Consider the following 16,090-nt stretch of genomic DNA (forward strand, 5'->3'; position numbering starts at 1 on the left):
GCCGGCACCGCCAATGGTGCGACGTAGGCCTTCTCGTCCAGCAACTCAGGCGGCAGGTCCTTGGTCTCGATTACCTGAGCCGGTGCCATGACAGTCAGCCAATGGCAGATGTTTTCGAGCTGACGGACGTTACCGGGGAAATCAAAACCAGACAGACGGGCCAGGGCCAGCTCGGAAATCCGCTTGGCTTCCACACCCAGGTCCTTGGCGCTCTTTTGCAGGAAAAAGCGCGCCAGCGTGGGGATGTCTTCGCGGCGCTCGCGCAAGGCGGGCAGACGCAGCCGGATCACGTTCAGGCGGTGGAACAAGTCTTCGCGGAACACCCCCTGGCGGACGCGGTCTTCCAGGTTCTGGTGGGTGGCCGCGATCACGCGCACATTGCTCTTGAGCGGATGGTGTCCACCCACGCGGTAGAACTGGCCGTCGCTGAGCACGCGCAGCAAACGGGTCTGCAGGTCAAAAGGCATGTCCCCGATTTCGTCGAGGAACAAGGTGCCACCATCGGCCTGCTCGAAGCGCCCCCGGCGCATGGTCTGCGCACCCGTGAAGGCCCCCCGCTCATGGCCGAACAGTTCCGACTCCAGCAAGTCCTTGGGAATCGCGGCCGTGTTGATGGCCACAAAAGGCCCATTGCCACGGGGGCTGTGCTTGTGCAGTGCGCGCGCCACCAGTTCCTTGCCCGAGCCTGACTCGCCGGTGATCATCACCGTCACATTGCTTTGACTCAGTCGGCCAATGGCACGAAAGACGTCCTGCATGGCCGGCGCTTGGCCCAGCATCTCAGGCATCTGCGTCACGCGCTCGTCGATCACCTCTTCGCGCACGCTCTCGTCCACCGCGCGGCGGATCAGCTCCACGGCCTTGGGCAGATCGAAAGGTTTGGGCAGATACTCGAATGCGCCGCCCTGGAAGGCCGACACGGCACTGTCCAGATCGGAATACGCCGTCATGATGATGACGGGCAGCCCAGGCAGACGGGCCTTGACCTTGGACAGCAGGTCGATGCCGGAGCCACCCGGCATGCGGATGTCCGATACCAGCACCTGAGGCTCGTCCTCATCGAGTGCTGCCAGGACATCACGTGGGTTGGTGAACACGCGGACCGGCAGGCTCTCGCGAGTCAGTGCCTTTTCAAGCACAAAGCGGATGGATTGGTCGTCGTCAACGATCCAGATGGGTTTCATGCTGGCCTAGTGTGGATGGCATCCCGAACCGGATACGTTGCGATCGCCGGCGTCACGGTAGTGGTATCAGTATTTTGAATACCGTGCGTCCCGGCTCGCTTTCGCATTCGATGGTGCCTTGATGCTGTTGAACGAAGGTTTGCGCCAAAGTCAGGCCCAGGCCGGAACCACCGTCACGCCCCGACACCAGCGGGTAAAAAATGCGATCGCGGATGGCCTCCGGTATGCCCGGGCCGTTGTCCTCAATATGCAAGACCAATGCCAGGCGATGCAAATGACGGTTGATCGTGACCCTTCGCATCACCCGGGTACGCAAGGTCAGCTTGGCATCGCCTTCGGCAATGCGCTCGGACAGCGCCTGCGCCGCGTTGTGCGCAATGTTCAACACAGCCTGAATCAGCTGCTCGCGGTCACCACGGAACTCCGGCAAGGAGGTGTCGTAGTCACGCCAGACCTTCAAACCCTTGGGAAACTCCGCCAGGATGAGCGAACGCACCCGCTCACACACTTCGTGGATGTTGACGTCTCCCACCAGATGCGGACGCCGGTGCGGTGCCAGCAAGCGATCGACCAAAGCCTGCAAGCGGTCAGCCTCGTGGATGATGACCTGCGTGTACTCGGTCAGGGACTTGTTTTCCAGCTCCATCTGGAGCAGTTGCGCCGAGCCCCGGATGCCACCCAGCGGGTTCTTGATCTCATGCGCCAGGTTGCGGATCAGCTCTTTGTTGGCCTGAGCCTGATCCAGCGCACGCTCTTCGCGCTCCTGCCTGGTCTGCTGCTCGATTTCCACCAGCTCGATCAACACATGCGATGAGATGTCCATCTTGGTCACGATGACCTGAACCGGCAGGGGATCACCCGCCAGCACATGCTGATGCCGCTTGAGTTCGGCTTGCAGCCGACTGGTCGCAAACTCGTTATGTGCCACGGCCGTGACGATGTCCTTGAGCAAGGTGGGGTCGACGAACCAGTCGTAAATGGACTCGCGCATCACACTGCGGCGAGACAGGCCCAGCACCTCTTCAAAGACAGCATTGGCAAACAGGCATCGCCCATCCGGCTCCACCACCGCCACCATCGTTGCCAGATGATCGAAAGCCTCCAGTTGTGGCGGCAACTCCTGCGCCCCACGCCTGACGGACTTGGCGGACGCCCCCGTTTTGCTGCCCATGACTGCCTCTACCTGCTGGCTTGATTGATCGGTTTACTTGCTTGCGGGCACATTGCCCAGATTACCCAGTTCACGCTTGAGCGCAGCCACATCCGCTTCCTTGCGGGTGATGGCTGCCTTCATCTCATTGACGCGATCCTGGTACTTCTGGAAGTTGCGCTCGTCGCCCTTGCGATCAGGTTGCCCATTGTTGAACTCTTTTTGCAGGCCGGCCAGGGCCTCTTCTTCCTTGCGCAGTTCTGCCTCCAGGATCTTGCGGCGATCGGCATCACGCGCCTTCTGGTCATCAGGAGAAACCTTCTCACCAGCACCACCACCCGCCGCCGGCTTGGCAGCGCCGCTGCCCTTGGGTGCAACCGACTGGATCACCGTGATCGGTGCGCCGTCCAGCGTCTTGCAGCCCTTGTCATGGGCCTCCTTGGCGCTCAAAGCATCCGTGTAAAGATTACCCGGACAGCGGTAGACCGGCTTGTCCTCGGCGCGCGCGGGTGTTTGAGTCAAAGCGGCCAGCAAGGCAAGCGACACCAGCCCCGACAAACTGCCAGCCAAGCAGGACGAGCCTCGACCCGACTGATCCACAGGAAGGTGATAAGCCATATCCGTCATGATGATTCATTGATCTGGCAAGCAGTATGCCCTCAAGCCAGGGGCACCGGTCAACCGCACAAGCGCGCGTTTACCTGGGCGTTCACCTGACACAACGCCGTGCGAGCCGGGATCAGGCAATAAAAAAGGGCGACTTGCGTCGCCCTTCTTGAGTGGCCCTTGCGGGCCCGCTTGCATCCCGAAGGATTACAGAGCGTAGTACATGTCGAATTCGACAGGGTGCGTAGCCATACGGAAACGCGTCACTTCCTGCATCTTCAGCTCGATGTAAGCGTCGATGTAGGCATCGGTGAACACGCCACCCTTGGTCAGGAACGCGCGGTCCTTGTCCAGGTATTCCAGAGCCTGATCCAGGCTGTGGCAGACGGTCGGGATCAGTGCATCTTCCTCGGGAGGCAGATGGTACAGGTCCTTGGTAGCGGCTTCGCCCGGATGGATCTTGTTTTCCACGCCGTCCAGACCAGCCATCATCAGGGCCGAGAAGGCCAGATATGGGTTGGCGGAAGGATCGGGGAAACGTGCTTCGATACGGCGGCCCTTGGGGTTCGCAACGTAAGGAATACGGATCGAGGCCGAGCGGTTCTTGGCCGAGTAAGCCAGCTTCACAGGGGCTTCGAAGCCAGGAACCAGACGCTTGTAGCTGTTGGTGCCAGGGTTCGTGATGGCGTTCAGAGCACGAGCGTGCTTGATGATGCCGCCGATGTAGTACAGAGCGAATTCGCTCAGACCAGCATAGCCTTCGCCTGCGAACAGGTTCTTGCCGTCTTTCCAGATCGACTGGTGAACGTGCATGCCGGAACCGTTGTCACCAACGATGGGCTTGGGCATGAAAGTAGCCGTCTTGCCGTAAGCATGTGCCACGTTCGTGATCACGTACTTTTGCAGTTGCAGCCAGTCAGCGCGTTCGGTCAGGGTGCTGAAGCGCGTGCCGATTTCCATCTGGCCAGCGTTCGCCACTTCGTGGTGGTGCACTTCGACGGGGATGCCGACCGATTCCAGAATCAGGCTCATTTCAGAGCGCATGTCCTGGAAGGAGTCAACGGGAGGCACGGGGAAGTAACCACCCTTGACGGTAGGACGATAGCCGCTGTTGCCGTGCTCGAATTCCTTCGAGGTGGACCAAGCGCCTTCTTCAGATTCGATCTTGAAGAAGCTGCCCGACATTTCGTTGCCCCAACGGACGCTGTCGAACACGAAGAATTCGGGTTCTGGACCGAAGAAAGCGGTGTCGCCCAGACCGGAAGACTTCAGATAGGCTTCAGCGCGCTTGGCCAGCGAGCGAGGATCGCGCTCATAGGCCTTGCCATCGGTAGGATCGATGACGTCGCAGGTCAGGATCAGGGTGGGCTCTTCGAAGAAGGGGTCGATGTTGGCCGTGTTAGGGTCAGGCATCAACTGCATGTCGGAGGCTTCAATGCCCTTCCAGCCAGCGATGGACGAGCCGTCGAAGGCATGGCCCGAGACGAACTTGTCTTCGTCAAAATGAGACACAGGCACGGTCACGTGCTGTTCTTTGCCACGGGTGTCAGTGAAGCGGAAGTCAACGAACTTGACTTCGTTGTCCTTCACCAGCTTCATCACGTCGGCGACGGTCTTGTTGGCCATCAGATGCTCCTAGCAAGAGGCTTAATGTGAATGCAAGAAGAGAAAATATGTCTGTTTCCAGATCAGAAACAGCGCGCAAGTGTAATAGCAGAAAGCGTGCCTCAAGAGCGTGACAGATCAAGCTTTTGCATTTCCTGCGCGGGAAATCCCCCACAAACTCGCACCGAAGCGGATCAAGCCGTCCGATTCGCCATGCACGAGAAGGTGCAGGATTCAAATCGTGAAACGCGGACCGCGCTCAGCGACAGTCATGCTCAGCGCCAATTGCACCAATAAGGTGCAATCAACTTCTCAAACAGCGTTGCGCACCAATATTGGGCCAACAGGCGCACCAAGTTTGGACAAACCCTGTAGCAGATATTCAAAGGCTGTCTCCACCGCTTTGGCGTCACCCTTGACCCCCAATTCAATGTGGCGTCCGTGCACAGGATGGTCCACGCTTGGCAAGCTGAACACCTTGACTGGCGCAAAACGCGACTCGATGTCCAGCATCAAAGGGGTCAGCACGGATTCAATGGCGCCGTAAACCACCACGGCCTTCTCTGTGAGTTGCCCTTGGCCATGCAGGTCAGCATGCAACTCGTCGAGCACCCAGGCCATCATGGGCCAGGCCATGACAGGAAAGCCCGGCAGAAAGTGCACGCGCCCCTCCAGCGAGAAACCCGGGATCCGGTTATAGGGGTTGGGAATGATGTCCGCGCCAACGGGGAACACGCCCATCTGCAAACGCCGTTGGGTGTCAGCGGAGTCAGGATCGAACGGCGTTCCATCTTGCTGGGCCATCTCCCGGCAGCGCGCCAGGATCAGTTCTTTGGCTTGTGGATGCAGCACCAACTCACGGCCCAGCGCCCTGCCCGCACAGGCACGCGTATGGTCGTCCGGCGTGGCGCCAATGCCGCCGAACGAGAACACCACATCACCGCTGTCGAACGCGTATCGGAGGTCGGCCACGACGCGATCAGGTTCGTCACCCACATAGCGCACCCAGGAAACAGCCATGCCACGCTCTGAGAGCAGTTCAATGGCCTTGCTCAAATGCTTGTCCTGACGGCGCCCGCTGAGGATTTCGTCGCCAATGATGATGAGTCCGATCATGAAGAAATGCCCTTGTTGATATCGACCATGTCGCCAGAAACGGTTTGAGCAAGCTGGCGTTGAGCCTGCAAGGCGGCAAGCAGGAAATGCGCAAACCACAGGCTGGAGAACGCAAACACCAGGGTATAGAGCCACACAGAGAGCAGGAGCATGAGGGGCGCCAGGATCACGGTCAGTGCGCCCATGGCCCACAGTGCAGCAGGGGCTGCACCGATGTAGCCGCACAGAACACCCATGCCGAGCAAGCTGGTGTGATGGCGCTTGAGCAAGGCATCCCGTTCCTGCGGTGTGGCAACGTCCACCAAGGTATCGAAAGCCATGACGCGGTAGGTCAGCCAACCCCAGATCACCGGAGGCACGAGCACCGCAAAGATCGGGATCAGCCACAAGGGCAGGCTAACGACAAACAGCGCCAAGGCTGTCAGCGACGCACCGGCAGACCACAGCAGAGACCTCCACCAGGGCGTGGCCTCACGGTCCAGCAGTTGAGGAAAGCGCCTCTGACGCACGAGCTTGACCAGAGAAGGCGTCATCAAACCAGCCACGAGCAGCAGGCACAGCACGATCACCAGCGGCACGATCATGAGCACCAGCAAGAAGGGCGCGGCGGCCGTTCGCAGGAAGCCCAGGCCAGCGCGGTCGAGCCAGGTCAGCACCGCGTGGCTGATTCCCCAACTGTCTAGCGCTTGGCGCACGGCCGCGACACCGGGCTCCCATCCAAACCAGCTCAGTAGCCCCAGGCCGACGGCAGCCAGGAGCAAGGGCAGAAGGGACAGGTAAATCACGCGGGGATGCAGGCAATAAGCCAGCGCTCTCCAGGCGGCATCGACCATCAAGGTCGTGGAAGAGATGGAGGCGCCCAAGGGCATCTCGGCAAGGGATCGGGGTTGCGGCATGTCAGGCAGCATAACCAAGCTCAGGGCAGTTGCACGGCCCTCGCGCCAATCAGGCTTGCCCGATCAAGCGCTTAAGCCCCAGCCATTGCTGAGCCCAGAAGCCCTCGCCATAATCGCGCCCGGTTTGCATAGGCCCATGGCCGGGCAATTGATCGCGGATGCCGGTCGGCTCAAAACGGCCATCGAAGCGGGCTGTGCCGAACAACACGTCCCAGACAGGAAACAGCACCGCGAAATTACAGCCACCCAAGGAGCCCGGTTTGTCACCCTCGTGGCCCAGGCCAATCGAATGATGCAGGCGGTGGAATCTCGGCCCCACGAGCAAGCGCTCGCCCAGCCAGCCAAAGTTCAGCCTGGCGTTGGCATGCGAAAGATTTTCAATCAGTTGGGTGACGGCCACCACCGCTACAAACTGCCCAGGCGGCACACCAATGGCCCGCGCCGTGAACGCGATGATCAGGTCGCGGATGATGTCATCGAGCAGGTGGTTGCGGTTATCACTCCACATGGTCATGTGGCGCTGGCTGTGGTGCACGGCGTGCAGGGCCCACCAACCGTTGACCCGATGCTGCCCGCGGTGAATCCAGTAGTCCACCAGATCGAACACCACCAGATAAAGCGCGAAGCTGGCCCAAGCTGTGTCCGTCAGGCCCGGCGACCAGCTTGCGATGAGTGCATCGAGCTGGATCCCATCAACGCCATGTACGCGTGCCTGCCCGAACAAGGTATCCAGCAAGGGATCAATCGAAAAAAACATCGCAACGCGGAAGATGCCCAGGCGATGCAGGAGCGTGTAGATCACGTCCGCCCTCACCCCTTTGTCAAAGCCAAAATACTCGACAGGCCGCCACCGCTGCAGGGGTGCGATCAGGCACAACATCAACGCCAGCTGAATCAAGCCGACCAGCAGCCAGCCTGTGGCCGCGTAGGCGTCTTCCAGCAAATTACCCATGCCCAGGGCAAACATGGCGGGTTGCACGGCGTTTTCGAACAGCGATTGCTGAACGCGCCCGAAGGCATCGGTCAACGGTGTGATCAGCGTCTCGTCGATCATGATGCAATGTGATCAGGGCTTGAGCGGCGCGGCGCCAGCCAAGGCAAACGCGGGATGCTCGCGCAAGGTGGCGAAACACAGGCCCCTGGCCTGCAGCCCGACGATGAGCGGCTCCAGCACGGCAGGAGCCCAAGGGTCCTGCCTTGACCAGATGCCCAGGTGCATCAGGAGAATGTCGCCCTGGTGGACGTTCTTCAAGGCCTGCTTGAGCAAGGTGGCATTCGGGTAGCGATCGCTGGAAAGCTCATCGCCTAAAAAGCCCGCAGGCGTCCAGGGCACGTGTTGCCAGCCGCAGGCCTTTGCCGCAGCCAGCAAGGCCGGTGAAGTCTTGCCACCAGGGGCGCGAAAAATGGCCCGCATGGGGTGCCCGGTCATCTGCTGAAAACGACGGGCCGGCTGGGCCAGTTGCGCGCAATACTGCTGAGCGGACAGCGTTTGCACCTGCCCGGCCAGCGGCCCGGCCGTACCTTTGAATCGGAAACCACCGGCCTCATCGGCCTGCCAGCTGAGGTGGTCCCAGGTGTGAGAGCCAAAGTCGTGGCCTTGCTCGGCCAGTGTTTTCCACCAAGGCGCCCATTGCGCATCAAGCGTGCTGCCTTCTGCCTTGCCATCCACAGCCTGCGTGCGCTCATTGGCCAGGAAAAACGTCGCCTTGACGCCATGACGCTTGAGCGTGTCCACGATCAGCGGCGCCACGCCCATGTGGCCCGTGTCAATCGTGAGGTAGACGGGCTTGTCGCAACGCGGTGTTGACGGCGTCTCAGCCCACGCCGGCCCCATGGCAAGCGATGCGCCAAACAGGCCGGCGAGCAGCCTGCCCTTGGCACCTGGCTCAGCTACGTGGCGCATGATCCAGTGTCCACACGCCATGAGGCGAGCGCCCCAGCGGAATCTGGCGAATCACCTTCTGCGTGACCGTGTCAATGAAGGTGAGCTTGCGCGCCCAGCGCGATGTGACCAGGATGGTTTTGCCGTCAGACAACAGGTCCATGCAGTCAGGGCCACCTGGCGCCGGGTAGGTTGCCACCACCGACATGGTCTGCATGTCGATCTTGCTGATCGTGTTGGCCACGCGGTTGCTCAGCAGCACGTGGCGCTTGTCACCCCAGGCACGGAAGGCGTGCGCGCCCTCACCCGTCTTGATGCGCTTGCTCAGCACCGGCTTGGGCCCGGTGATGTCGTAGACCTCGACGTAGCTGTCGCCAGTCAGGCCGACCATCAGCTGCTTGTCATCAGGCGTCAGGAAGACGTCAGCCGGCAACTTGCCCACCGGCACCTTCCAGCGCGGGGCCTGTGTGGCCAGGTCGATGGCGATCAACTCGTCGCTGTCCTGCATGGTCACGTAGGCGACCGTGCTCTTGCTGTCGATGTTGATGTGGCTGGGCGTCTTGCCTGTGGACACACGCTTGGCCAGGGTCAGGTCCACACCACCGCCAGGGCGAGGTGTCGAACGGTAGATGTCCACGTGATTGAGCCGGTTGGCGGCAGTGATGAACCACTTCATGTCCGGCGAGAAGCGCAGCTGATACGGATCGGCGATCCCGTTCATCACACGCTGAACCTGGCCCGTCTTCGGATCGACCAAGGTCATGGAATCGGCCAACGCATTGGCCACCATGAGCGATTTTTCGTCGGGCGTGAGATAGAGGTGATGCGGCTCCTTGCCCGTGGGCAGGCGGCGCAACTCCTTGAAGCTCACGGCATCAACCACGCTGATCGTCGCGTCCAGGGAGTTCAGGACAAAGATCGGGGGTTTGGCTGGCGCGGCGGCTGCGGGCGCCGCCGTCTGGGAAGCTGCTGGCAAGCAGAGCCCCAGGCTCAGCATGCTCGCCAGCACCGCACCGGCCAGACGCCCCACAGCGGCGGATCGGACGGTGCTTGAATTGTCTGTGCGATTCATCGGATTACTTAACTTCGGTCAAGCTCTCCAGTGTAAGCGGGCTACGAACGTCGTCAGACCGCACGGCATGCATCGCCAGACATCCAGCAAGACCTTCTCAATCGCGTTCGCCGCCCAACACCGAGCCCAACAGCCCGCCTGCACCACCCAGGCCGCTCAGCAAATTGCCTTCTTCGCGCCCGCCACCGCCGGTCTGCGGCGCAGCAGCAAAGATACGGGAAGCCAGGCGCGAGAACGGCAGACTTTGCAGCCAAACGTGCCCAGGGCCGGTCATCTTGGCCAGGAACACGCCCTCACCACCGAACAAAGCCGTCTTGATCTTGCCGACATACTGAATATCGAAATCCACGCCGGTTGTGTAGGCCACCACACAGCCCGTATCCACCAGGAGCGTCTCGCCGGCCTTCAACTCGCGCCGCACCACCGTGCCGCCCGCATGCACAAACGCCATGCCGTCGCCATCGAGCTTTTGCATGATGAAACCTTCGCCGCCGAAAAAGCCCGTGCCCAGCTTGCGCTGGAATGCGATACCCAGCGACACGCCACGGGCCGCACACAGAAAAGCATCCTTCTGACAGATCAGCGTGCCGCCCAACTGCTTGAGGTCCATCGGCAGGATCTTGCCTGGATAGGGAGCCGCAAACGCCACGCGCTTCTTGCCGCTGCCCTGGTTCTGGTAGATCGTTGTAAACAGGCTTTCGCCTGTGATGAGGCGTTTGCCCGCACCCAGCAACTTGCCAAAAATGCCACCTTGTTGCGCGGAACCATCACCGAAGACCGTGTCCATCTCGATGCCGGCCTCCATGAACATCATGCTGCCGGCCTCACCGATGGCAGCCTCGCCGGGGTCCAGTTCGACCTCCACGAACTGCATTTCAGCACCCTTGATCTCAAAATCTACAACGTCCATCGCCATGTCTGTGTTCTCCTTGGATCGACACCCCGGCAGTGCGGGATTCACACACCGCGTTGCATGCGTGAAAATAGGACGCACAACAAAGAACTGTGCAGGGGTACCATGAGGGAGGATTTTGTCCGACTTCCGGACATCATGTTGCGACCAAGCAGTTAACAGCCGCAATGCCTCATTTCGAACCTCTTCACCTGCCTACGCTGACGCTGGTCATCGGCGTCGTGCTGTTCATGGCCGCCGGCATCATGACGTTGGTGGGCGTGACTCAACGCACCTACCGCGGCTACTGGTTCTGGACGGCCGCGCAGTGGGCCAATATGTTCAGCGCCTTGACGCTGTTCCTGCATGATGCCCATCCCTGGATGGTGCCCTTGTCCGTCCTGCTGTCACTGCAATGGCCATTGACCATGCTGGCTGGCATGCGGCAGTTCTACATCCGCAGCAACTTCCGCACCCCTGCGTACACTGATCTACTTACTCTGGTGGGCGGGTTTCTGGCCTACGTGACGATCTGGCGCAACAACCCCAACGACGTTGGCGCACGCGTTGCCACCTTCAGCCTGGTCAATATCTGTTTCTACATGTACACGGCCTGGCAGGTGCACTCTGTTCGTGACTGGCGCCAGAGCCCCTACCTCAAAGCCATTCTCTTCTTCCTGATCGTGGCGGCGGGTTTTCAGGTTCCGCGTATGGTCGCCGCCTTTGGCGCCTGGGGCGTGCCCGTGGCTGACCCCAACCAGATTCAACAACCCGTCGTGCTGATCGGTCTGGTGGCCGCGGTGATGTTCTCGGTCTACATGTGCCTGCTGCTGACCTACGAACGCACCGAGCAGGATCTGCGCGAATCCCATCGCCAGTTGCGCATCATGGCGGACTTCGACATGCTCACCCAGGTGCCCAATCGCCGGCACTTCAACGAGATGGCGTCGCAAACCCTGCGCCTGAGCCCACCAGGCTCATCAGCCCTGATGGTCTTCAACATCGACCACTTCAAGCTGGTCAACGATGAAAGCGGCCACGCTGGCGGCGATGAGGCGCTGAAACTGGTAGCCGGCAGCGCCCGCAAGATCCTGCGCAGCCGCGATCTGGTGGGCCGACTGGGTGGTGATGAATTCGTCGCCTTGCTCCCCAACACCACCATCAACGATGCCCTGCATGTGGCAGATCGCATGGTGCGTCAGGTAGATCAAGGGCGGTCATCGCTGCAACAGCGCCCGCTGAGTCTGAGTTTCGGCGTGGTGCAGATACAGCCCGGCGAGTCCCTGCCTGATGCCACGCACCGGGCCGACCAGGCTTTGCAGGAAGCCAAACGCCAAGGGCGTGGCCGCGCCGTGGCAGCCGAGCAGGAAGGCGAAGAAGGTGTGTTCACCACGGTTCGCACACTGGGCGTCGGCGAGGCCTGAGTCACTGCTGCGACAATCCGCGCATGTCAAAGTTCGATGTCGTTGTGATTGGCGCGGGCGCCGCCGGCTTGTTTTGTGCAGGGGTGGCAGGCCAGAGAGGCCTGAGTGTGTTGGTGCTGGATCACGCCAGCAAGGTGGCCGAGAAAATCCGTATTTCCGGCGGTGGTCGATGCAACTTCACCAACCGTGAGGTCACGCCGGCCAATTTCCTGAGCGAGAACCCCCACTTCAGCCGCTCGGCCTTGACCGGCTTCACGCCCCAGCACTTCCTGAGCCTCATCGAGCGGCACGGCATTGCCTGGCATGAAAAGCATCGCGGGCAACTGTTCTGCGATCGCAGCGCGGGCGACATCATCGACATGCTGATCAAGGAGTGCGACGCCGGTGGCGTGGTTCGACGGCAGCCCTGCACTGTGCATGCCGTGAGGCCCGCGGCGGCCTCTGCTGCAGATCAAGCCCGCTTCGAGCTGGATACGGACATGGGGCTGGTTCAGGCCCACCAGGTTGTGATCGCCACTGGCGGCCTGTCCATCCCGAAAATCGGCGCCACCGACTTCGGCCAGAAGCTGGCCGCCTCGCTGGGCCACCGCATCGTGCCATTGCGCCCTGCCCTGGTCCCGCTGACCTTCCATGCAGCGCAATGGGCACCATTCGTATCGCTGGCCGGCATCTCGCTGGAAGTCGATATCAGCACGCCCCCTGCGCCGCCAGCCGAAGGCGTCAAACGAAACAAGAAGGCGACGTCAACGTCGTTCCTGGAAGACCTGCTGTTCACCCACCGTGGCCTGAGCGGCCCTGCCGTGCTGCAAATCTCCAGCTACTGGCAACCGGGGCAACCTCTGACGCTCAATCTGGTGCCCCAACGAGATCTGGCCGACAGCCTCAAGCAGGCCAAATCCGGCTCACGCAAACAGTTGTCCACGCAGTGGAGCATGAGCCTGGGCGATACCGTGCCGCAACGCATGGCGCAAGCCTTGCTGGCGCAACAAGCCTTGTCCAATCCGGCCTTGAAACCTGATGCCGCGCTGGCTGAACTCAAGGACAAGGATCTGGATGCCCTTGGGCTGGCGGGCAACGCCTGGTCCATCACGCCCAATGGCACCGAGGGCTACGCCAAGGCGGAAGTCACCGCTGGCGGCGTCGATACGCGCGACCTCAGCTCGCAGACGATGGAAAGCAAGATCGTGCCCGGTCTGCACTTCATTGGCGAAGTGGTGGACGTCACCGGCTGGCTGGGCGGCTACAACTTTCAATGGGCCTGGGCCAGCGCCATGGCCTGCGCCAGAGCCCTGGCACCGTTTCCAGGTTCACAACAGGATTAAGATGCCGGCCTATGAGCAGCACGCACTTCGGTTTTCAGCAGGTTGACGAGCAACAAAAGGCACAACGCGTTCGCGGTGTGTTCGATTCCGTCGCCGGCAAGTACGACATCATGAATGATCTGATGTCGATGGGTTTGCATCGCCTGTGGAAGGCCTACACGATCGCTGCCAGCGGCGTGCGCGAAGGCCACAAGGTGCTCGATATCGCGGGTGGCACAGGAGACCTGTCGGAAGCCTTCGCCAAGCGCGTGGGCCCCACCGGCATGGTCGTGCACACCGATATCAACGAAGCCATGTTGAGCACCGGGCGTGATCGCTTGCTTGATGCCGGCATGGCCTTGCCGACCACCTTGTGCGACGCCGAAAAGCTGCCTTTCCCCACAGGCACATTCGACATCGTCACCGTGGCCTTTGGCCTGCGCAACATGACGCACAAGGATCTGGCCCTCAAGGAAATGTGCCGCGTGCTCAAGCCGGGCGGCCGTTTGCTGGTGCTGGAGTTCTCCAAGGTCGCCAAGCCACTGGAAAAGGCCTACGACTGGTACTCGTTCAAGATCCTGCCCAAACTGGGCCAGATCATTGCGGGCGATGCCGCCAGCTACCAGTACCTGGCCGAGTCGATCCGCATGCATCCGGATCAGGCCACCCTCAAGGGCATGATGAAGGACGCTGGCTTCGGCCATGTGGACGTGCACAACATGACCGGTGGCGTCGTGGCCATGCACATGGGCATCAAGTGCTGAACTGATGCCCTTCGCTGCGGCAGGGTTTGAGCGCGACGCTCAGGACTGCCCCAGCAAATCGCCCTTGAGATTGCGATCGGACGGGTGCTCACCCAGCCAGATCTTCAGCAAAGCGCGATAGAAATCCTCGCCCGCAATGTCTTTGCCCAAAGGCTTGCCGCCCATGGTCACACGGGTGCCGATACCGGGCAGGTAATCAATCTGGATCTGCGCGCCCTTCACGGCCTCGCCGGCGTTACGCATCGCGGCCTCCAGCTCATCCAGGCGCGGCTGCAAGGCCCGAAGATCCGCCGGGCTCACGTTCTCGACGATGCCCTCCATCAGCGCGTCCGTCAGCTTCTCGGCTGACACGTTGCGCAACATCACGATGCGCACGCTCTTGGGGCCTGATTGGTTGAGGACACCGGCAGGTGCCGTTTCCTTGTGCGGCACGTACAGACCCACGGCGTACACCTTGATGATCATCTTGACGCGCACACCCGCGCCATTGAGCACCAGAGCTTGACTGGCGAGATTGGTCTGGTCGTCAAAACGCACGCCAGCCACTTCGCGGGCGGCATGGGCCGGCATGGCACAGAGGTAGGAAAGCGTCAGCGCCAGGCTTGCGAGAGTTGTCTGATAACGGTTCATCTCGTGGATCGGGACGGTAAAACAGCCATTCAGGTCGAACAGATATTCCCTCCACACCACCCTCGCCGTTCGACATCGCGGGGATGGACATGCAACGCAGACTTCATCGTCAACGCAACACTGCAGATGTTACATTAACTCTGCAAGATAGGGTCGGTATCATGCTAGCCAATACCGTTATCCGACTATCGATGTCTGCCGTTCCTGCCAAAAATTCCCGCCATCGCCCTGCCCGTCCTTCTGCGGATGGCAGCGAGATGACCGTTGAAGAACTCTCAGCGCGAACCGGCGTCAGCGTCCGCAATATCCGTGCGTACCAGACTGCAGGCCTGATGCCTCCGCCAAGACTACAGGGACGACTGGGTTTGTATGACCCCGAACACCAGGGAAAACTGGAGTTGATCCGCGATTTGCGTCAGCAAGGATTCCGCCTGGATGCCATCAAGGGCATGCTGGAAAAAACGCCTGAGGGCGCCTGGAGTGAATATTCGCTGATCAGCGAACTCTTCTCAACGACGTTTTTCACGGTTGAGGCCCCCAAGCGCAAAGCCATCAACGAGATGGCCGCCAACTGGGACACCAAAGCCACATCGGAACAAAAAGAGCGCCTGGCCCGCAATGGCCTGTATCGGCCCGTGGGGGAAGACGAAGTCGAGATGCTGAGCCCTGCACTGGAGCGCATTGGCATCCAGTTGGCCGAATTGAACGTGCCCCTCGATACCGTTCTGGATCTGCAAGACGAGCTGATCAAGCACACCAGGGCCATCGCCAAGGCTTACGTGGAGCAGCTCTTCCTTGAACTGCTCAAGGCCATCACCGGCTCACAGCCGGCATCCGGCGACAAGGCCGCATCCGCCAGCAAGATCGCGCCAGACCCCAATGTGGTCGGCGCCATGAAGGGCTTGTTCGAACGGCTGCGTCCACTGGCGATTGGCTCGGTCAGTGCGGCCTTCCCTGTGGTCTTGCAACAAGAGTTCGACCGCGCCATCCAGAAGCAGCAAAAGAAGCGCGGCTGAGCCAGTTCTCTTCAGCCCTGCACCATGGCGCCGGTCGTGAAGAAGGCGCCGCCAGCCACGTGATGCAGGCTGCGCTGCTCATCACGCTCGATATGCCAGCGGCCGTCACTGAATGCGGACGAATCTGCCCAGGCAGCGACCACCTCGGCCAGAAACAGGTCATACCGCGCAGCCATCTCGGGTTCAGGCAAGACCTTGCACGCCAGCCAGGCCACACAGCCCTCCACGAGGGGCGCACCGACCGCTGACACGCTGGCCGCCTGCAAGCCGCACGCCTCGAACTTGTCCTGGTCCAGGTCTCGGCCACTCTGGCTGCCCGCTGCCATGACCTGCTGGAGCAAGGCCACCGGGGGCACCGACAGCACAAATTCGCCTGAGGCCTCGATCAAGGTACGCGTATAGGCCTGCTTGTCGATCACAACGGCCACTTTGGGCGGATTGAAATCAAGCGGCATGTTCCACGCCGCCGCCATCACGTTGCGACGGCCGCCGTGAGCGGCACTGACCAACACGGTCGGACCATGGTTGAGCAAACGATAAGCCTTGCTCAAC

At 61.0% G+C, this 16,090-nt stretch carries 16 protein-coding genes; 4 read left to right on the top strand and 12 right to left on the bottom strand.

The genetic code is table 11. The features are described 5' to 3' along the window. The 10 genes from ntrC to EPO09_RS10620 form a co-directional block, all read right to left on the bottom strand. Nucleotides 1–1,184 (bottom strand): nitrogen regulation protein NR(I) (gene ntrC / locus EPO09_RS10575; RefSeq protein WP_290642876.1); only part of this gene is annotated, 1,184 nt, incomplete at its 3' end. Between the two features lie 52 nt (nt 1,185–1,236). Then, nucleotides 1,237–2,355, bottom strand: coding sequence for a nitrogen regulation protein NR(II) (glnL, locus tag EPO09_RS10580; protein WP_290642878.1), 1,119 nt, complete (start codon nt 2,353–2,355; stop codon nt 1,237–1,239). Between the two features lie 33 nt (nt 2,356–2,388). Next, nucleotides 2,389–2,952 (bottom strand): hypothetical protein, encoded by a 564-nt coding sequence (locus EPO09_RS10585; protein ID WP_290642880.1) that lies wholly within the window; start codon nt 2,950–2,952, stop codon nt 2,389–2,391. A gap of 195 nt (nt 2,953–3,147) precedes the next feature. Then, a complete protein-coding gene (gene glnA, locus EPO09_RS10590; protein ID WP_290642882.1) occupies nt 3,148–4,566 on the bottom strand; it encodes a type I glutamate--ammonia ligase in 1,419 nt (472 codons plus the stop codon). Between the two features lie 291 nt (nt 4,567–4,857). After that, nucleotides 4,858–5,661, bottom strand: a complete 804-nt coding sequence (locus EPO09_RS10595) for a molybdopterin-binding protein (protein ID WP_290642884.1) — start codon at nt 5,659–5,661, stop codon at nt 4,858–4,860. After that, complete coding sequence (locus EPO09_RS10600) at nt 5,658–6,557, bottom strand: EI24 domain-containing protein (RefSeq protein ID WP_290642885.1); 900 nt, start codon at nt 6,555–6,557, stop codon at nt 5,658–5,660. Before EPO09_RS10600 ends, EPO09_RS10595 begins: the two co-directional genes overlap by 4 nt. A gap of 49 nt (nt 6,558–6,606) precedes the next feature. Then, a complete protein-coding gene (locus EPO09_RS10605) occupies nt 6,607–7,611 on the bottom strand; it encodes a sterol desaturase family protein (protein ID WP_290642887.1) in 1,005 nt (334 codons plus the stop codon). A gap of 12 nt (nt 7,612–7,623) precedes the next feature. Beyond that, nucleotides 7,624–8,391 (bottom strand): polysaccharide deacetylase family protein, encoded by a 768-nt coding sequence (locus EPO09_RS10610; RefSeq protein WP_290642902.1) that lies wholly within the window; start codon nt 8,389–8,391, stop codon nt 7,624–7,626. Nucleotides 8,392–8,443: 52 nt separating this feature from the next. Then, entirely contained in the window at nt 8,444–9,436 is a 993-nt protein-coding gene (locus EPO09_RS10615) for a YncE family protein (RefSeq protein WP_290642904.1), read from the bottom strand. Nucleotides 9,437–9,608: 172 nt separating this feature from the next. Then, on the bottom strand, nt 9,609–10,427 hold the full coding sequence (locus EPO09_RS10620; RefSeq protein ID WP_290642889.1) for a TIGR00266 family protein: 819 nt from the start codon (nt 10,425–10,427) through the stop codon (nt 9,609–9,611). 164 nt (nt 10,428–10,591) lie between these two features. Here EPO09_RS10620 and EPO09_RS10625 point away from each other — a divergent pair, with 164 nt between their 5' ends. Genes EPO09_RS10625 through ubiE form a run of 3 tightly spaced genes read left to right on the top strand, consistent with a single transcriptional unit; the run spans nt 10,592 to nt 13,892 of the window. Next, nucleotides 10,592–11,827, top strand: a complete 1,236-nt coding sequence (locus EPO09_RS10625) for a GGDEF domain-containing protein (RefSeq protein ID WP_290642891.1) — start codon at nt 10,592–10,594, stop codon at nt 11,825–11,827. Between the two features lie 23 nt (nt 11,828–11,850). Then, a complete protein-coding gene (locus tag EPO09_RS10630; RefSeq protein ID WP_290642893.1) occupies nt 11,851–13,149 on the top strand; it encodes an NAD(P)/FAD-dependent oxidoreductase in 1,299 nt (432 codons plus the stop codon). 11 nt (nt 13,150–13,160) lie between these two features. Next, complete coding sequence (ubiE, locus tag EPO09_RS10635) at nt 13,161–13,892, top strand: bifunctional demethylmenaquinone methyltransferase/2-methoxy-6-polyprenyl-1,4-benzoquinol methylase UbiE (RefSeq protein ID WP_290642895.1); 732 nt, start codon at nt 13,161–13,163, stop codon at nt 13,890–13,892. Nucleotides 13,893–13,931: 39 nt separating this feature from the next. Here ubiE and EPO09_RS10640 read toward each other — a convergent pair whose 3' ends face one another. Then, nucleotides 13,932–14,522, bottom strand: a complete 591-nt coding sequence (locus EPO09_RS10640; RefSeq protein WP_290642897.1) for a chalcone isomerase family protein — start codon at nt 14,520–14,522, stop codon at nt 13,932–13,934. A gap of 191 nt (nt 14,523–14,713) precedes the next feature. Here EPO09_RS10640 and EPO09_RS10645 point away from each other — a divergent pair, with 191 nt between their 5' ends. Further along, nucleotides 14,714–15,538 (top strand): MerR family transcriptional regulator, encoded by an 825-nt coding sequence (locus tag EPO09_RS10645; protein WP_290642898.1) that lies wholly within the window; start codon nt 14,714–14,716, stop codon nt 15,536–15,538. A gap of 11 nt (nt 15,539–15,549) precedes the next feature. Here EPO09_RS10645 and EPO09_RS10650 read toward each other — a convergent pair whose 3' ends face one another. Beyond that, nucleotides 15,550–16,089 carry a flavin reductase family protein gene (locus EPO09_RS10650; protein ID WP_290642900.1) on the bottom strand — a complete coding sequence of 180 codons (540 nt, stop codon included), beginning with the start codon at nt 16,087–16,089 and terminating at the stop codon, nt 15,550–15,552. Nucleotide 16,090: the final 1 nt, after the last annotated feature.

Origin of the sequence: Aquabacterium sp. (assembly GCF_004297345.1) — a bacterium.
GTDB lineage: Bacteria > Pseudomonadota > Gammaproteobacteria > Burkholderiales > Burkholderiaceae_C > Aquabacterium.

Bases quoted from the DNA above. Each gene is read 5' to 3' on its own strand.
- glnL (WP_290642878.1), bottom strand. From the start codon at position 2,355: ATGGGCAGCAAAACGGGGGCGTCCGCCAAGTCCGTCAGGCGTGGGGCG.
- EPO09_RS10585 (WP_290642880.1), bottom strand. From the start codon at position 2,952: ATGGCTTATCACCTTCCTGTGGATCAGTCGGGTCGAGGCTCGTCCTGC.
- glnA (WP_290642882.1), bottom strand. From the start codon at position 4,566: ATGGCCAACAAGACCGTCGCCGACGTGATGAAGCTGGTGAAGGACAAC.
- EPO09_RS10595 (WP_290642884.1), bottom strand. From the start codon at position 5,661: ATGATCGGACTCATCATCATTGGCGACGAAATCCTCAGCGGGCGCCGT.
- EPO09_RS10600 (WP_290642885.1), bottom strand. From the start codon at position 6,557: ATGCCGCAACCCCGATCCCTTGCCGAGATGCCCTTGGGCGCCTCCATC.
- EPO09_RS10605 (WP_290642887.1), bottom strand. From the start codon at position 7,611: ATGATCGACGAGACGCTGATCACACCGTTGACCGATGCCTTCGGGCGC.
- EPO09_RS10610 (WP_290642902.1), bottom strand. From the start codon at position 8,391: ATGGGGCCGGCGTGGGCTGAGACGCCGTCAACACCGCGTTGCGACAAG.
- EPO09_RS10615 (WP_290642904.1), bottom strand. From the start codon at position 9,436: ATGCTGAGCCTGGGGCTCTGCTTGCCAGCAGCTTCCCAGACGGCGGCG.
- EPO09_RS10620 (WP_290642889.1), bottom strand. From the start codon at position 10,427: ATGGCGATGGACGTTGTAGATTTTGAGATCAAGGGTGCTGAAATGCAG.
- EPO09_RS10625 (WP_290642891.1), top strand. From the start codon at position 10,592: ATGCCTCATTTCGAACCTCTTCACCTGCCTACGCTGACGCTGGTCATC.
- EPO09_RS10630 (WP_290642893.1), top strand. From the start codon at position 11,851: ATGTCAAAGTTCGATGTCGTTGTGATTGGCGCGGGCGCCGCCGGCTTG.
- ubiE (WP_290642895.1), top strand. From the start codon at position 13,161: ATGAGCAGCACGCACTTCGGTTTTCAGCAGGTTGACGAGCAACAAAAG.
- EPO09_RS10640 (WP_290642897.1), bottom strand. From the start codon at position 14,522: ATGAACCGTTATCAGACAACTCTCGCAAGCCTGGCGCTGACGCTTTCC.
- EPO09_RS10645 (WP_290642898.1), top strand. From the start codon at position 14,714: ATGTCTGCCGTTCCTGCCAAAAATTCCCGCCATCGCCCTGCCCGTCCT.